Source organism: Aurantiacibacter suaedae, assembly GCF_005434915.1.
GTDB classification, from domain to species: Bacteria; Pseudomonadota; Alphaproteobacteria; order Sphingomonadales; family Sphingomonadaceae; genus Alteraurantiacibacter; species Alteraurantiacibacter suaedae.
Genome location: NZ_SKCG01000001.1, coordinates 772151 through 786029, shown reverse-complemented (window position 1 = coordinate 786029; position 13879 = coordinate 772151). Strand labels below are relative to the sequence as shown.

The window sequence follows — 13879 nt, the reverse complement described above, 5'->3', positions numbered from 1 at the left end:
TTGTGCCCGGAGAAAAGGTCTCGCCTAGTTCGCAGCGGTAACGAAGCTGTCGATCACCTTCTTGGTGCCGCTCTTTTCGAAAGCGATTTCAAGCTTGTTCCCTTCCTGGGCCATCACTTCACCATAGCCGAACTTTTCGTGAAATACGCGCGCGCCAATCGCAATATCGGTGCGGGGCTTGGCGGCAAAGCTGGCGGCTGAGCGGGTGCTTTCCTTTACGCGCGCCGGCTTTGTCTCATAGCCGGTGGCGAGCGCACGCTGCCAGCCGGGGCCGCGCGAACCGCTACGCTCGGGCCGGTCCCGCGCGACATGGGCGAAAGGGTCTTCCTGCTCGCTCCAGTTGGCCTGCCACAGGCTTTTGCCGCCACTCAGCGTGGTTTCGGCCTCGACATGATCCTCGGGCAGTTCCTCGATGAAGCGGCTGGGGATCGAGCTGGTCCACTGGCCATAGATGCGGCGGTTCGCGGCGTGGAGGATCGTGCAGCGCCGGCGCGCGCGGGTGATTGCGACATAGGCGAGGCGGCGCTCCTCTTCGAGACTGGCAAGGCCGCCCTCGTCAAGCGAGCGCTGCGAAGGGAACACGCCTTCCTCCCAACCGGGCAGGAACACGTTGTCGAATTCCAGCCCCTTGGCCGCGTGCATGGTCATGATCGTGACCTTTTCCTCGTCGGAGGCAGCTTCGTTGTCCATCACCAGGCTGACGTGTTCGAGGAAGTCGCCGAGCGTTTCGTAGTCCTCCATCGCGCGCGCCAGTTCTACGAGGTTGTCGGCGCGGCCTGCGCTTTCGGCGGAGCGGTCGGCCTTGAGCATCGCGTCATAGCCCGATTCCTCGAGCACGAGCCGCATCAGTTCGGCGGGGCTGAGGCTGTCGCTCGCTTCGCGCCAGCGCAGGAAGTCGCTCATCAGCGCGCCGATGGTGTTGCGGGCGCGGGCGGGCAGCTCGTCGCTGTCGGCCAGCTCCAATGCAGCGGCGGCCAGCGGCAGGCCCTGCGCGCGGGCATGGCGGTACATGTTTTCGAGCGCCTTCGCGCCGAGGCCGCGCTTGGGCTGGTTGTAGATGCGCTCAAAGGCGAGGTCATCGGCGGGCTGGGCGATGACGCGCAGATAGGCGAGTGAGTCGCGAATTTCGGCGCGCTCATAGAAGCGGAAGCCGCCGATGATGCGGTAGTTCAGGCCGATCTGAATGAAGCGGTCTTCGAACTCGCGGGTCTGGTACTGCGCACGCACCAGAATCGCGACCTGTTCAAGCGGTGCGCCTTCGCGTTCGAGCCGTTCGATCTCCTCGCCCACCCGGCGCGCTTCCTCTGGCGCATCCCACACGCCGACCACGCGCAGCTTCTGACCTGAGGGAAGCTCGGTCCACAAGGTCTTCCCAAGCCTTTGCGAGTTGCCCGCGATCAGCCCAGAGGCGGCGGCGAGAATCTGCGGGGTGGAGCGATAGTTCTGCTCCAGACGAACCACTTTGGCACCGGGAAAGTCTTTTTCGAACCGCAAGATGTTGGCGACTTCCGCCCCGCGCCAGGAGTAGATCGACTGGTCGTCGTCGCCCACCACGCAGATGTTCTTGCGCTCCTGCGCCAGTAGCCGCAGCCACAGGTACTGTACCGCGTTGGTGTCCTGATACTCGTCCACCATCACATATTTGAATCGGCGCTGGTATTGTTGGAGCACCTCGCGGTCGGTCTTCAGGATGGTGAGCATGTGCAGCAGCAGGTCGCCGAAATCGCAGGCGTTGAGTGCCTTCAGCCGCTCCTGATAGGCGGCATACATCTGCTGGCCCTTGCCATTGGCATAGGCCTCGTTGTCGACGGCGGTGAGATCGCCCGGCAGCAGGCCGCGGTTTTTCCAGCTGTCGATCAGCCCGGCAAGCTGACGCGGCGGCCAGCGCTTTTCGTCAAGATTGGCCTCGCGGATCATGGTCTTTAGCAGGCGCAGCTGATCGTCGGTGTCGATGATCGTATAGTTGCTTTGCAGCCCGACCAGCTCGGCATGGCGGCGCAGCATCTTGGCGCAGATCGAGTGGAAGGTGCCAAGCCACGGCATCCCTTCGACCGCATCGCCGATCAGATCGCCGACCCGATGGCGCATCTCGCGCGCGGCCTTGTTGGTGAAGGTAACGCAGAGGATTTCGCTCGGCCAGGCCAGCCGCTCGCGGATCAAATGCGCGAGGCGGTGGGTGAGCGCGGCGGTCTTGCCGGTGCCCGCACCCGCCAGCATCAGCACCGGCCCCTCGGTCGTCAGCACGGCCTCGCGCTGCGGTTCGTTGAGGCGGGCGAGCCATTCGGGCGTTTCGGTGGGGGCGGGCAAGGTCATGGTCAGGCGAACGTTTAGGGAACGTCGCCCTCTTGTGCAACCGGCTGGCGCACCAGGACCAGCCGAGCCGCGCCCACCTTGCGTTCGCTTTCCACTTCGAGCGCCTTGAGCTTGACCTCTTCCTTGGCCGCCACTTCGAGCGCGACCCATGTGGCTGGGCCAATCCAGCCGAGCCGCCGCAGCCGGTCCAGCGCCACCGCGCCTGCACCGCTGTGATAGGGCGGGTCGAGCAGGATCAGGTCAAGCGGCTCCTTCACCGGGCCGAGCGAGAACACGCTTGCCGCCCGCACGTCGCATTGCGGTGCTGCGCGCAGGGCGGCGATGTTCTGGCGCAGCGCGCGGATCGCCTGCGCGTCTTCCTCGACAAACTGGCAATGGGCCGCCCCCCGGCTCAGCGCCTCCAGCCCCAACGCGCCCGATCCTGCGAACAGGTCGGCCACGCGCAGGCCCTCGAAGGTGCCCAGACGGCTGGCGAGCATCGCGAACAGCGTTTCGCGGGTGCGGTCGGAGGTCGGCCTTGTGGCCTCACCCTTGGGCGTAACCAGCGGGCGGCGGCGCCATTCTCCGGCGATAATCCTCATGCGCGGCCCTGCTGCTTGAGCGACGAGCGGAACCGTTCGACATGCTCGCGCGGCACTTCCTGCGCTGCCCCGCGCGGCAGGTCGCCAATGTGGAACGGGCCATAGGCGGTGCGGATCAGGCGGCTCACTTCCAGCCCCAGATATTCGAGCACCCGGCGCACTTCGCGGTTCTTGCCCTCGGTAAGCGTGAGGATGATCCACTGATTGCGCCCCGTGCGCCGCTCAAGATCGGCCTCGATCGAGCCGAACCGCATCCCGTCGATCTCGACGCCTTCGCTGAGCGCCTCAAGCTGCTCCTGCGACACCTCGCCAAAAGCGCGTGCGCGATAAGTGCGCGGCACGCCGGTCGCAGGCAGTTCGAGCTGGCGCTTGAACTCACCGTCGTTGGTGAGCAGCAGCAGGCCTTCGGTGTTGAAGTCGAGCCGGCCCACCGGCATCAGCCGCGGCGCACCCTTGGGCAGGGCATTGCGCAGCGCATTGTAGATCGTGGGCCTGCCGGCGGGGTCACGCTCGGCTGTGATCAGGCCCTGGGGCTTGTGAAACGCGAACAGCCGCGTACGCTCGGGCTTGGCGACGGGTTGGTCGTCGACAGTCACCCCGCGCAGGTTCTCGATGATGGTGGCGGGCGTGGTGACGAGGTCGCCGTTGCGCTTCACGCGGCCTGCCTCGATCATCCGCTCGGCCTCGCGCCGGCTGGCGACGCCCGCGCGCGCGAGAAGCTTGGCGATGCGTTCGCCTGCGGGGCGGTCGCCCGATTTTTCGTTGTCGCTCATCGTGCGCGCCTTAGCCGCGTGCGGGCAACAGGGGAAGGGCAGGCGGCGCAATCCCCATCCCACGCGCATTCGCCAATTGCCGAGCGCGCCTGAACCGTGCGATCAGGCGCCGTACATGGTGCGCTGGCCTAAGGTGCAGCACGAAGGAGACGAACCGAGATGGACGAGGCCGAAGCAGCCAAGCGTAAACCCGGTTGGGGAACGCTTCTGCGATCATTGCGCAATCCCAAAAGCGGCTACATGGCGCTGTTCGGCTTTGCGAGCGGGCTGCCTTTCGCCCTGTTCCTTGGGACACTTTACGCCTGGTTAAGCGAAGCTGAGGTCGAGCTTGAGACGATGGGCGTTTTTTCGCTCATCGGCCTTGCCTACGCGTTCCAGTTTCTCTGGTCGCCGCTGATCGACAAGGTATCAATTCCTGGATTCGCGCGGCTGGGCCGGCGCAAGCAGTGGATCGTGCCTTCGCAGATATTGCTTGGCGTGATCCTGATCGCGCTAAGCCTTTCTAGCCCGACGAACGAGGCAATTGGCTGGTTCAGTCTGCTCGCCGGGATCGGAGCACTCGCCAGCGCTACGCAGGATATTGCGATCAACGCCTGGCGCATCGATGTGGCCGACGAGGAAGCCACCATCGACATTCTCTCCACTGTTTACCAGATGGGCTACCGGTTGGCCGCGCTGGTGGGCGGGGCGCTCGGCCTCATTATCGCTGCGCGGATCGGTTGGCCGCAGACCTATTTAATGATGGGCGCTATCCTTCTCGCCATCGGAATCGCAGGCTTGTTCGCTCCAGACAGCAAGGCGGGCGAAAACACCGATGGCACAATGACCGATGAGTTGCTCATCAGTTTGCGCCAGCGGGGCGAGATCGTCCCCTCAGTGCGCAAAAAGGCGTTGGCAGTGGTTGGGTTGTTGTGGGCTGGAGCTATCGGCACGGTGCTCACATTCATGGTGATGTCCCTTGCCTACCCGCCCGAAGAGCGCCCAAATCCAACCGACTTTACGCTTTACTACGGGCCTTGGATCATTGTTGCCACGGTGGTGATCCCGGCCTTGATCGCAGGGTGGCTCGCGGGCCAGAAGCGGCGTGGGCGCAATGTGCTTATGGAGGATTTTCCAGTCAGCGCCCGGCCAAGTGCTCTCGATCATCTTTATCGCGCGTTGGTGATGCCTTTGGTCGAGTTTGTCGGCCGCATGGGCTGGTCGTTAGTGCTGATCCTGTCGCTGGTGCTGACCTATCGCATTTGCGACGCGATCTGGGGCACCTTTGCCTATCCGTTCTATCTAGGCGAATTGGAGTACACGAACGATGAGGTTGCTTTTGCTTCCAAGTTCTTCGGAGTCGGTGCGATCATCGCTGGACTGGCTTTTGGCGGATACCTGTTAACCGCAATTGGTCGTATGGCGACATTGACGCTCGGTGCTCTGATCGCGGCTTTGACGAACTTGCTTTACGCTGACATGGCGGCGGGCGGTGCCAATATGCAAGCGGCAAGTGACGCTATCGGCTTCAGCGCATTGATCTCATTCATGGCCCCTTTCGGCTCCGACGCTCTTCCGCGCCTTACCTTCACGATCATGTGGGAAAACCTTGCGATCGGAATTGCGGGTGCGGCCTATGTTGCTTGGCTTAGTTCGATTGTTTCGAAAAAGTACTCCGCCGTACAATATGCGCTACTTTCGTCGCTCACGCTGCTGATCGGCACGCTCGGGCGCGGCGCGCTCGGCGAGATGATCGAGAACCGGGGCTTTTTCGACGTGTTCGTGCTGACGACCCTGATTGGGCTGGTCGCGGTGATCCTGTGCTTGCTGGAGTGGGTTCGCGTGTACCGCAAGGGGGCCCGGGCGGCCGGGATTGAGGCTTCTTAATCCGGCAGGTCGCCGTTCTCGGCCAGCACCTTGCCCGCGAGGTAAAGCGAGCCGAAGATCAGCACCGTCCCCTCCTTCGTGGCGGGCAGGGCATTCAGCGCGCCCATGAAGCTCTCTGCGGTGCTCACCTTCGCCACACCCGCCTCGCGCGCCAGCTCTGCGAGCGTATCGAGCGGAGCATGGTCGCTGCCGGGGATCGGCACGGCGGTTAGGCTCGCCAGATGCGGCGCAACGATCTGGATGAAGCGCCGCGCGTCCTTCACCGCCATCATCGCCACCACCGCATCGACCGGCTGCTCGACCTTGTGCGAGAGGAATGTCGCCAGCGCCTCGGCGGCATCGGGATTATGGCCGCCGTCGAGCAGGAACAGGCGCTGCGGATGCGTGTCGGTGACAGGGCCGGAACCGAGCTTCTGCAAGCGCGCGGGCCAATAGGCGCTGCGAATGCCCTCGGCCAGGGCTTCCTCGCTCACCGTGACGGCACTCTGATGGCGAATCATCGCCACCGCGAGCGCGGCGTTGTCGGCCTGATGCGCGCCGGGCATGGTGGGGAGGGGCAGGGCGAGTTCGCCCAGATAGTCGCGATAGGCGATGCCGCTATCGGAGATGTCGGCAAACCAGTCGCGCCCGCGCATGGCGTGGGGAGCGCCAGCAGTTTCCGCGCTGAGGCTCACCTGCGCGGCGACATCGGGCGCATAGCTCTGCGTCACCAGTGGCACGCCTTCGCGCGCAATGCCTGCCTTCTCGAACGCGATCCGCACCATCGGGTTGGCCTTGGGGTCCGGCGCGCCCGGCTCGTCGTTGAGCAAAAACGCCTCGTGGTCGACGCCCAGTGTGTTCACCGCGCAGACCGCAGGCTTTTCCATCACGTTGGTCGCATCGAGCCTGCCGCCGAGGCCGACCTCGATCACGCAGGCATCAGCCGGAATGCGGTGGAAGGCGAGGAAGGTCGCGACAGTCGTCACCTCGAAGAAGCTTGGGCCGAGGTCTTCGGAGATGTCGAGCACTTCGGCAAGCAGTTCGCCCAGAAGCCGGTCCTCGATCAGCCTGCCCGCGATGCGGATACGCTCGTTGTAGCGCACGAGATGCGGCTTGGTGGCGTTGTGGACGGTGAGCCCCTGCGCCTCCAGAATCGCACGCAGATAGGCGCAGGTCGAGCCTTTGCCGTTGGTGCCCGCGACATGGAACACCGGCGGCAGATCAAGCTGCGGGTTGCCCAGACGCGCGAGCAGTTCTTTCACGACGTCGAGCCCGATGCGGCCCTGCGGCAGGCTTAGAGCGGCGAGTCGATCGAGCTGCGCCTGAACGAAGGCGTCCGAACTGGCGGCGAAGTCTTTCATGTCTAAGTCCTCCCCGGCACGGGGAGGGGGACCGCGCACCGCGCGGTGGAGGGGCAGGAGCGGCGCGGACGAACTTCTTGCGACGTTCCCAACCGCTGCTGCCCCTCCACCATCCTTCGGATGGTCCCCCTCCCCCAATGGGGGAGGGCCGGGCGAAACATCACGCCGCTTTCCTCGGCGCGAGATAGTCGAGCAGCGTGGCCAGCGTTTGCTTAAGGTCGTGGCGGTTCACCACCATATCGACCATGCCGTGCTTGTGCAGGTATTCCGCCCGCTGGAAGCCCTCGGGCAGTTGCTCGCGGATCGTTTCCTGGATCACCCGCTGCCCGGCAAAGCCGATCAGCGCATCGGGCTCGGCAATGTGGACGTCGCCCAGCATCGCATAGCTGGCGGTGACGCCGCCGGTCGTCGGATCGGTCAGCACCACGATAAAGGGCAGCCCGGCCTCTTTCAGGCGGTGTGTCATCACGGTGGTGCGCGGCATCTGCATCAGCGAGAGAATGCCCTCCTGCATCCGCGCCCCGCCAGCGGCCGTGATGGCGATATAGGCGCATTTGGCCTTCAGCGCGGCCTCGGCGGCGTTGCAGAAGGCGTCGCCCACAGCCATGCCCATCGAACCCGCCATAAACGAGAAATCCTGCACGCCGACCACGGCCTTGTGGCCATCGATCGTGCCGGTGGCGGCGGTGAAGGCATCGGGATGCGCGCTCTTGGCGCGGGCCTGTTTGATCCGGTCGGAATATTTCTTGGCGTCGCGGAACTTGAGCGGGTCTTCTGTCACCACCGGATCGGGCAGCAGCGTGAAGCCTTCGTCAAGCACTTGCGCCAACCGCGTGTCGGCGCCGATGCGCCCGTGATGCCCGCATTTCGGGCAGACCGAGAGGTTGGCCTCATAATCCTTGGCAAACACCATTTCCTGACAATGCGGACACTTGATCCACAGGTTGTCGGGCGTGTCGCGCTTGCTCACGAAGGGAAGGCGATTGCGAACTTTGGTCAGCCAGCTCATGCAGTTGCCTTTCGCGCGGAATGGACGGCGTTGGCAAGCCCCTCGACCAGCGACTTGAGGTGTTGGGGAGCTTCAGACCCATGCTTTTCCACCAGATCGATGAATGCCGAGCCCACTACGACACCATCGGCGACCTTGGCGATTTCGGCAGCCTGTTCAGGCGTGCGCACGCCGAACCCGACCGCGACCGGCACCTCGGTGTGGTTTTTGATGCGCCGCACGTTCTCTTCGATCGAGGCCATGGCGGCCTGCTGCTTGCCGGTGATCCCGGCGACCGAAACATAGTAAAGGAACCCGCTGGAGCCTTCGAGCACGGCGGGAAGGCGCCTGTCATCAGTTGTGGGCGTGGCGAGGCGAATAAGGCTGATACCCTTGTCGCGCAGAGCCGGGCCGAGGTCCTGATCTTCTTCAGGCGCAAGATCGACGCTGATCACGCCATCCACACCGGCCTTGGCGGCGGCCTCGGCAAACCACTCCGGCCCGCGGCGGACCATCGGGTTGGCATAGCCCATCAGCACCAGCGGAACCTCCGGGTGGCGCGCGCGGAACTCGGTGGCGAGCTTCAGCACGTCGGCGGTGGTGGTGCCCTTGTTCAGCGCACGGATGTTCGCGGCCTGGATCGCGGGGCCATCGGCCATCGGATCGGTGAACGGCATTCCCAGCTCGATCACATCAGCCCCGCCTTCGACGAGCGCATCGAGATTGGCGGCAGTGTCGCCATCGCCCGCCGTGATGAAGCAGACGAGCGCGGGGCCCTTGGCGAAGGTGGTTTTGAAGCGGGTGCTCAAATCTCGACTCCCAGCGCTTCGGCGACGGTGAAGATGTCCTTGTCGCCGCGTCCGCACAGGTTCGCGCAAATGATGGCGTCCTTGGGCATGGTCGGTGCGACCTTCACGATGGCGGCGATGGCATGGCTGGGTTCCAGCGCGGGGATGATGCCCTCGGTGCGGCAGAGCAGCTGGAATGCATCCAAGGCCTCCTTATCGGTGGCGTGGGTATAGTCGACGCGGCCCGATTCCTTGAGCCAGGCGTGCTCGGGCCCGATGCCCGGATAGTCCAGCCCTGCCGAAATCGAGTGGCCCTCGGTGATCTGGCCGTCTTCGTCCTGCAACAGGTAGGTCTTGTTGCCGTGAAGGATGCCGGGGAAGCCGCCAGCGAGCGATGCGGCATGTTCGTCACCATCAAGCCCGTGGCCCGCCGCTTCCACGCCGAGCATCCTCACATCGGGATCGTCGAGGAAGGGATGGAACAGACCGATCGCATTCGAGCCGCCGCCGATTGCGGCCACCAGCAGATCGGGCAGGCGACCGGTTCGTTCAATCAATTGTGCGCGCGCTTCGCGCCCGATAACGCTCTGAAAATCGCGCACCAGCTCCGGATAGGGGTGCGGGCCAGCGGCCGTGCCGATGATGTAGAACGTGTCATGCACATTGGCGACCCAGTCGCGCAGCGCCTCGTTCATCGCATCCTTCAGCGTGCCGCGCCCAGAGGTGACCGGCACCACCTGCGCGCCGAGCAGCTTCATGCGGAACACGTTGGGCTGCTGGCGCGAAACGTCGGTCGCGCCCATGAAGATCGTGCAGGGCAGGCCGAACCGCGCGCAGACCGTGGCCGTGGCAACACCGTGCTGGCCAGCGCCGGTTTCCGCGATGATCCGCGTCTTGCCCATGCGCATGGCGAGCAGGATCTGCCCGATGCAGTTGTTGATCTTGTGCGCGCCCGTGTGGTTCAGCTCGTCGCGCTTGAACCAGACCTGTGCGCCGCCAAGCTCCTCGGTGAGGCGAGGCGCGAAGTAGAGCGGGCTCGGGCGGCCCACATAGTGCTCCAGCAGGTCTTCGAACTCGGCCTTGAATTCGGGATCGGCCTTGGCCTTGCGATACTCGCGTTCAAGGTCGAGAACTAGCGGCATCAGCGTTTCGGCCACGTAACGTCCGCCGAACTGGCCGAAGTGCCCGCGCTCGTCGGGCTGGTTCATGTAGCTGTTGGGGGTATGTTCGCTCATGCCAGCGCGTTGGCAGAGCCTCCCGCGCTTGGCAAGATATCCTCAGCCCGGCAGTGCTGCCATTGCCACGCGGGCCGCCTCGCAAAAGGCAGCGATTTTGTCCGGATCCTTCACCCCGGGCGCGCTTTCCACGCCCGAAGAAGCATCGACCAGAGGCGCGCGGGTCTGCGCGATTGCATCGCCCACATTGCTGGCATTGAGCCCGCCCGCGAGGCCCCACTCGAGCTCGTGGCGGTAGTTCGCCAGCAGCCGCCAGTCGAACGCCAGCCCGTTGCCGCCCGGCAAGACGCCGCCGGCGGCATCGTACAAAAGACGGTGGGCAAAGGGCTTGTAGCGCTGCGCCTGCTCAAGGCTCGCCTCGTGCTTCACGCTTACCGCTTTCCAGATTTCGAGGTCGGAATGCTCGCGCATAAGCTGAAGCCAATCGGGCGTTTCCTGCCCGTGCAGTTGCAGCACGTCGGGTCGCACCGCCTGGAGAACGTCGGAGGTTTGCGCCGGCTCCATGTTCACCGTCAACAATACGGCTTTCACGTGCGCGGGCACCCGCTCGCGCAAATCGGCGGCGTGGGCGATGGAGAGATGGCGCGGGCTCGGCTTGAAATGCACGAAGCCGACATGCGTAGCCCCCGCCGCCACGGCGGCGTCGAGCGTCTCGGGCGTCGAGAGACCGCAGATCTTGATCAGAGGAGGTGCCATGTCCGGCCCTGCTTAGGCGCGTTACAGCGTCGCTTCAATCTCGCGCGCAGCGGCAAGCGGGTCGGCAGCCTTGGAAATCGGGCGTCCGATCACCAGCACGCTCGCCCCGTCGTCGCGCGCCTTGCGCGGGGTGACGGTGCGCTTCTGATCGCCGCCAGCGCTGCCCGCCGGGCGCAGGCCGGGGACCACGAAGAACCCATGCTTCCACTGCTTGTGGACCGAGCCGACCTCCTGCCCGGAGCAAACGATGCCATCCAGCCCGGCCGATTCGGCCAGCTCGGCCAGGCGCATGACATGATCGTGAGGGGTGCCCGAAACGCCGGTGCGGGCAAGGTCGTTCTCGTCGAGACTGGTGAGCATCGTTACCGCCACCACCTTGCAGTTCTCGCCCGCAGCGGCCTTGGCATCTTCCATCATCGCCCGCCCGCCCGAAGCGTGGACGGTGATAATGGCAGGCTCAAGCACGTGGATCGACTGCATCGCGCCCGCCACGGTGTTGGGAATGTCATGCAGCTTGAGGTCGAGGAAGATCGGCAGCCCGCTCGCGTGAGCCACTTCCATCACCCCGTGGTGGCCGTGGGCGTAGAAGAACTCCAGCCCCAGCTTCACGCCGCCGATATGGCTGCGGACCTTGCTGAGGAGGTCTTTCGCCGCGTCAAGCTGCGGCACATCGAGGGCGAGATAGATGGGGTTGCTCACGGGTTTTCCGGCTTGGAGGAAGAAGGGGCAGGGATGGGCGACATCGGATCGGCCCCGATTGGAGGTGCGGCTGGCACGTGGGCTTCTTCCGGGGCGACCGGTGTCGCGTCGACCGCATGGGCTGCGGCAGGTTCGGCCTGTACCGGCGTTGCCTGTGCCACCCGCGTGGCGTTTTCAAGGCTCTGAATGCGGCGGCGCGCCTGCCACTTGGACGCGCGCAGATAGAGCCACATCGGCACGAAGCCGATCAGGAACGAGATGATGACGATGGCCGGCACCTTGGTATCGACCAGAATGCCAGGCCAGATGCGAACGGTCACATCGGTCCAGTTGGCGACCGAGAAGGCCACGAGGCCCGCGAGCAGCAAGGCCCAGGCGAATGTGCGCAAAATCTGCATCGTACCTCCTCAATCCGCCCGCAAGGCTAGCCAAACCGGCGCCCCTTGGGAAGAGCGCCGATCAGCCGCCGAATACGCGGTCGAAAATCGTGTCGACATGCTTGAAGTGATAGGCAAGGTCGAACTTCTCTTCGAGCTGCTCGTCGGTAAGCGCTGCGCTCACTTCGGGATCGGCCTTCAGCAGGTCAAGCAGCGACATCTGCCCATCCGATTCCCACACCTTCATCGCGTTGCGCTGCACGAGGCGATAGCTCTCGTCGCGGCTGAGGCCAGCCTGCGTCAGCGCCAGAAGCACACGCTGGGAGTGGACGAGGCCGCCCATCCGGTCGAGGTTCTTCTGCATCCGTTCGGGGTATACGAGCAGCTTGTCGATCACCCCGGTGAGGCGGGCGAGCGCGAAGTCGAGCGTGATGGTGGCATCGGGGCCGATGAAGCGTTCCACCGACGAGTGCGAGATATCGCGCTCGTGCCACAGGGCGACGTTCTCCATCGCGGGCAGGGCATAGGAGCGGATCATGCGCGCTTGGCCCGTGAGGTTCTCGGTCAGCACCGGGTTGCGCTTGTGCGGCATGGCCGAGGAACCCTTCTGACCGGGCGAGAAATATTCCTCGGCCTCAAGCACCTCGGTGCGCTGAAGGTGGCGCACTTCCACCGCGATGCGCTCGATCGAGCTGGCGATCACGGCGAGCGTGGAGAAGTACATCGCGTGGCGGTCGCGCGGGATCACCTGCGTCGAGACCGGCTCGATTTCCAACCCCATCTGCTCGGCGACATAGACCTCGACGCTCGGATCGACATTGGCGAAGGTGCCGACCGCGCCCGAAATGGCGCAGGTGGCGATCTCCGCGCGGGCCGCGATCAGGCGGGCCTTGGCGCGCGAAAACTCGGCATAGGCTTCGGCAAGCTTGAGGCCGAAGGTCACCGGCTCGGCGTGGATGCCGTGGCTGCGGCCGATGGTGGGGGTATACTTGTGCTCCTGCGCGCGGCGCTCGATAGCGGCGAGCAGGTCGTCGAGATCGGCCAGCAGGATGTCGCTGGCGCGCGCGAGCTGGACGTTCAGCGTGGAGTCGAGCACGTCGGAGCTGGTCATGCCCTGATGCATGAACCGCGCTTCAGGGCCGACCTGTTCTGCCACCCAGTCGAGGAAGGCGATCACGTCGTGCTTGAGGACTGCTTCCTTGGCGTCGATCGCTGCAACGTCGATCTTGGGGTTCGTCGCCCACCAGTCCCACAGCGCCTTGCCGGCGCTTTCGGGCACCACGCCAAGCTCGCCCATCTTGACCGCGGCGTGGGCCTCGATCTCGAACCAGATGCGATAGCGCATCTCGGGCTCCCAGATCGCGGTCATGGCGGGGCGGGCGTAGCGGGGGACCATTGGTGTGCTCCAGTATGGCGGGGATTTCTGTCGGCGCGGCTAGGGCGTGGGGCGCGCAATGACAAGAGGCCTGCGATACTGATTGTCTAGAGCAGCCCCTTCGCGCGCAGCGAGACATAGCCCTCGCGGCCCACGATCACGTGGTCGTGAACCGTGATATTTACCAGACGCCCGGCTTCGGCAATGCGGCGGGTGATGTCGATATCGGCTTTGCTCGGCTCGGGATTACCCGAGGGGTGGTTGTGGACGAGGATCACCGCCGCCGCGCCGCGCGTGATCGCAGTGCCGACCACCTCGCGCGGGTGAATCGAGGCTTCGTTGATCGTGCCATCATGCACGTGCTGGTCGAGGATCAGCCGGTTGCGGGTGTCGAGATAGAGCACCCGCACCCGCTCCACAGTAAGATGCGCCATGTCGATGGCGAGATAGTCGATCAGTGCCTGCCAGCTTCCCAGCACCGGCTTTTGCGAGACTTCGGAGCGCGCCATCCGCCGAGCTGCGACGCTGGCAATGCGGATCATGGCAGCGCTCGCCTCGCTCACGCCTTTGACTTCGCACAGAGCCGCCGGATCGGCATTCATCACGCCGGCGAGGGAGCCGAACTTGTCGAGCAATGCCTTGGCCTGCGGCTTGGTGTCGCCGCGCGCGAGAGCGCCAAACAGCAGGTATTCCAGCACTTCGTAGTCGGCCAGAGCCTCCGGCCCGCCGCCCAGCAACCGCGCGCGCAGGCGGGCGCGATGGCCCGAACCGCTGTGGGCGGTGGGCTGGCTTGCGCTGTCGGGCCTGTCGCTGCCGGGCAAAGGCTTCCCCCTGATTTGCCTTGAGCC

At 64.8% G+C, this 13879-nt stretch carries 13 protein-coding genes; 1 reads left to right on the top strand and 12 read right to left on the bottom strand.

Going from position 1 to position 13879, the window contains the following annotated elements:
• Positions 1-24: 24 nt before the first annotated feature.
• From E0473_RS03710 to E0473_RS03700, 3 genes are read right to left on the bottom strand one after another with little or no spacing between them, the layout of a single operon-like run.
• On the bottom strand, positions 25-2313 hold the full coding sequence (locus E0473_RS03710) for an ATP-dependent helicase (RefSeq protein ID WP_137679484.1): 2289 nt from the start codon (positions 2311-2313) through the stop codon (positions 25-27).
• Between the two features lie 14 nt (positions 2314-2327).
• A complete protein-coding gene (gene rsmD, locus E0473_RS03705) occupies positions 2328-2894 on the bottom strand; it encodes a 16S rRNA (guanine(966)-N(2))-methyltransferase RsmD (protein WP_137679483.1) in 567 nt (188 codons plus the stop codon).
• Positions 2891-3667, bottom strand: coding sequence for a pseudouridine synthase (locus tag E0473_RS03700; RefSeq protein ID WP_137679482.1), 777 nt, complete (start codon positions 3665-3667; stop codon positions 2891-2893). The genes rsmD and E0473_RS03700 overlap by 4 nt, the downstream gene beginning before the upstream one ends.
• Before the next feature lie 159 nt (positions 3668-3826).
• Here E0473_RS03700 and E0473_RS03695 point away from each other — a divergent pair, with 159 nt between their 5' ends.
• Complete coding sequence (locus E0473_RS03695; RefSeq protein ID WP_137679481.1) at positions 3827-5533, top strand: AmpG family muropeptide MFS transporter; 1707 nt, start codon at positions 3827-3829, stop codon at positions 5531-5533.
• On the opposite strand, the gene E0473_RS03690 is transcribed toward E0473_RS03695, so the two are convergent.
• From E0473_RS03690 to radC, 9 genes are all read right to left on the bottom strand, one after another.
• Positions 5530-6873: a bifunctional folylpolyglutamate synthase/dihydrofolate synthase gene (locus E0473_RS03690; RefSeq protein WP_137679480.1), complete on the bottom strand. Its 1344-nt coding sequence runs from the start codon at positions 6871-6873 to the stop codon at positions 5530-5532. The two genes, E0473_RS03695 and E0473_RS03690, sit on opposite strands and share 4 nt — an antisense overlap.
• Positions 6874-7033: 160 nt before the next feature.
• Complete coding sequence (gene accD, locus E0473_RS03685; protein WP_137679479.1) at positions 7034-7882, bottom strand: acetyl-CoA carboxylase, carboxyltransferase subunit beta; 849 nt, start codon at positions 7880-7882, stop codon at positions 7034-7036.
• Positions 7879-8670: a tryptophan synthase subunit alpha gene (gene trpA / locus E0473_RS03680; RefSeq protein ID WP_137679478.1), complete on the bottom strand. Its 792-nt coding sequence runs from the start codon at positions 8668-8670 to the stop codon at positions 7879-7881. Before trpA ends, accD begins: the two co-directional genes overlap by 4 nt.
• Entirely contained in the window at positions 8667-9884 is a 1218-nt protein-coding gene (gene trpB / locus E0473_RS03675) for a tryptophan synthase subunit beta (RefSeq protein WP_137679477.1), read from the bottom strand. The genes trpA and trpB overlap by 4 nt, the downstream gene beginning before the upstream one ends.
• Before the next feature lie 42 nt (positions 9885-9926).
• Positions 9927-10580 carry a phosphoribosylanthranilate isomerase gene (locus E0473_RS03670; RefSeq protein WP_137679476.1) on the bottom strand — a complete coding sequence of 218 codons (654 nt, stop codon included), beginning with the start codon at positions 10578-10580 and terminating at the stop codon, positions 9927-9929.
• 21 nt (positions 10581-10601) lie between these two features.
• On the bottom strand, positions 10602-11279 hold the full coding sequence (pyrF, locus tag E0473_RS03665; RefSeq protein ID WP_137679475.1) for an orotidine-5'-phosphate decarboxylase: 678 nt from the start codon (positions 11277-11279) through the stop codon (positions 10602-10604).
• Positions 11276-11677, bottom strand: coding sequence for a lipopolysaccharide assembly protein LapA domain-containing protein (locus E0473_RS03660; protein ID WP_137679474.1), 402 nt, complete (start codon positions 11675-11677; stop codon positions 11276-11278). Before E0473_RS03660 ends, pyrF begins: the two co-directional genes overlap by 4 nt.
• A 61-nt stretch (positions 11678-11738) precedes the next feature.
• A complete protein-coding gene (gene purB, locus E0473_RS03655; protein ID WP_137679473.1) occupies positions 11739-13052 on the bottom strand; it encodes an adenylosuccinate lyase in 1314 nt (437 codons plus the stop codon).
• 86 nt (positions 13053-13138) lie between these two features.
• Entirely contained in the window at positions 13139-13852 is a 714-nt protein-coding gene (radC, locus tag E0473_RS03650) for a RadC family protein (RefSeq protein ID WP_241657313.1), read from the bottom strand.
• Positions 13853-13879 lie beyond the last annotated feature (27 nt).

What these genes read in the sequence shown, in the direction of transcription:
- E0473_RS03710 (WP_137679484.1), bottom strand. Translation starts at nt 2,313, where the DNA reads ATGACCTTGCCCGCCCCCACCGAAACGCCCGAATGGCTCGCCCGCCTC.
- E0473_RS03690 (WP_137679480.1), bottom strand. Translation starts at nt 6,873, where the DNA reads ATGAAAGACTTCGCCGCCAGTTCGGACGCCTTCGTTCAGGCGCAGCTC.
- accD (WP_137679479.1), bottom strand. Translation starts at nt 7,882, where the DNA reads ATGAGCTGGCTGACCAAAGTTCGCAATCGCCTTCCCTTCGTGAGCAAG.
- E0473_RS03660 (WP_137679474.1), bottom strand. Translation starts at nt 11,677, where the DNA reads ATGCAGATTTTGCGCACATTCGCCTGGGCCTTGCTGCTCGCGGGCCTC.
- E0473_RS03695 (WP_137679481.1), top strand. Translation starts at nt 3,827, where the DNA reads ATGGACGAGGCCGAAGCAGCCAAGCGTAAACCCGGTTGGGGAACGCTT.
- E0473_RS03700 (WP_137679482.1), bottom strand. Translation starts at nt 3,667, where the DNA reads ATGAGCGACAACGAAAAATCGGGCGACCGCCCCGCAGGCGAACGCATC.
- purB (WP_137679473.1), bottom strand. Translation starts at nt 13,052, where the DNA reads ATGGTCCCCCGCTACGCCCGCCCCGCCATGACCGCGATCTGGGAGCCC.
- rsmD (WP_137679483.1), bottom strand. Translation starts at nt 2,894, where the DNA reads ATGAGGATTATCGCCGGAGAATGGCGCCGCCGCCCGCTGGTTACGCCC.
- trpB (WP_137679477.1), bottom strand. Translation starts at nt 9,884, where the DNA reads ATGAGCGAACATACCCCCAACAGCTACATGAACCAGCCCGACGAGCGC.
- E0473_RS03670 (WP_137679476.1), bottom strand. Translation starts at nt 10,580, where the DNA reads ATGGCACCTCCTCTGATCAAGATCTGCGGTCTCTCGACGCCCGAGACG.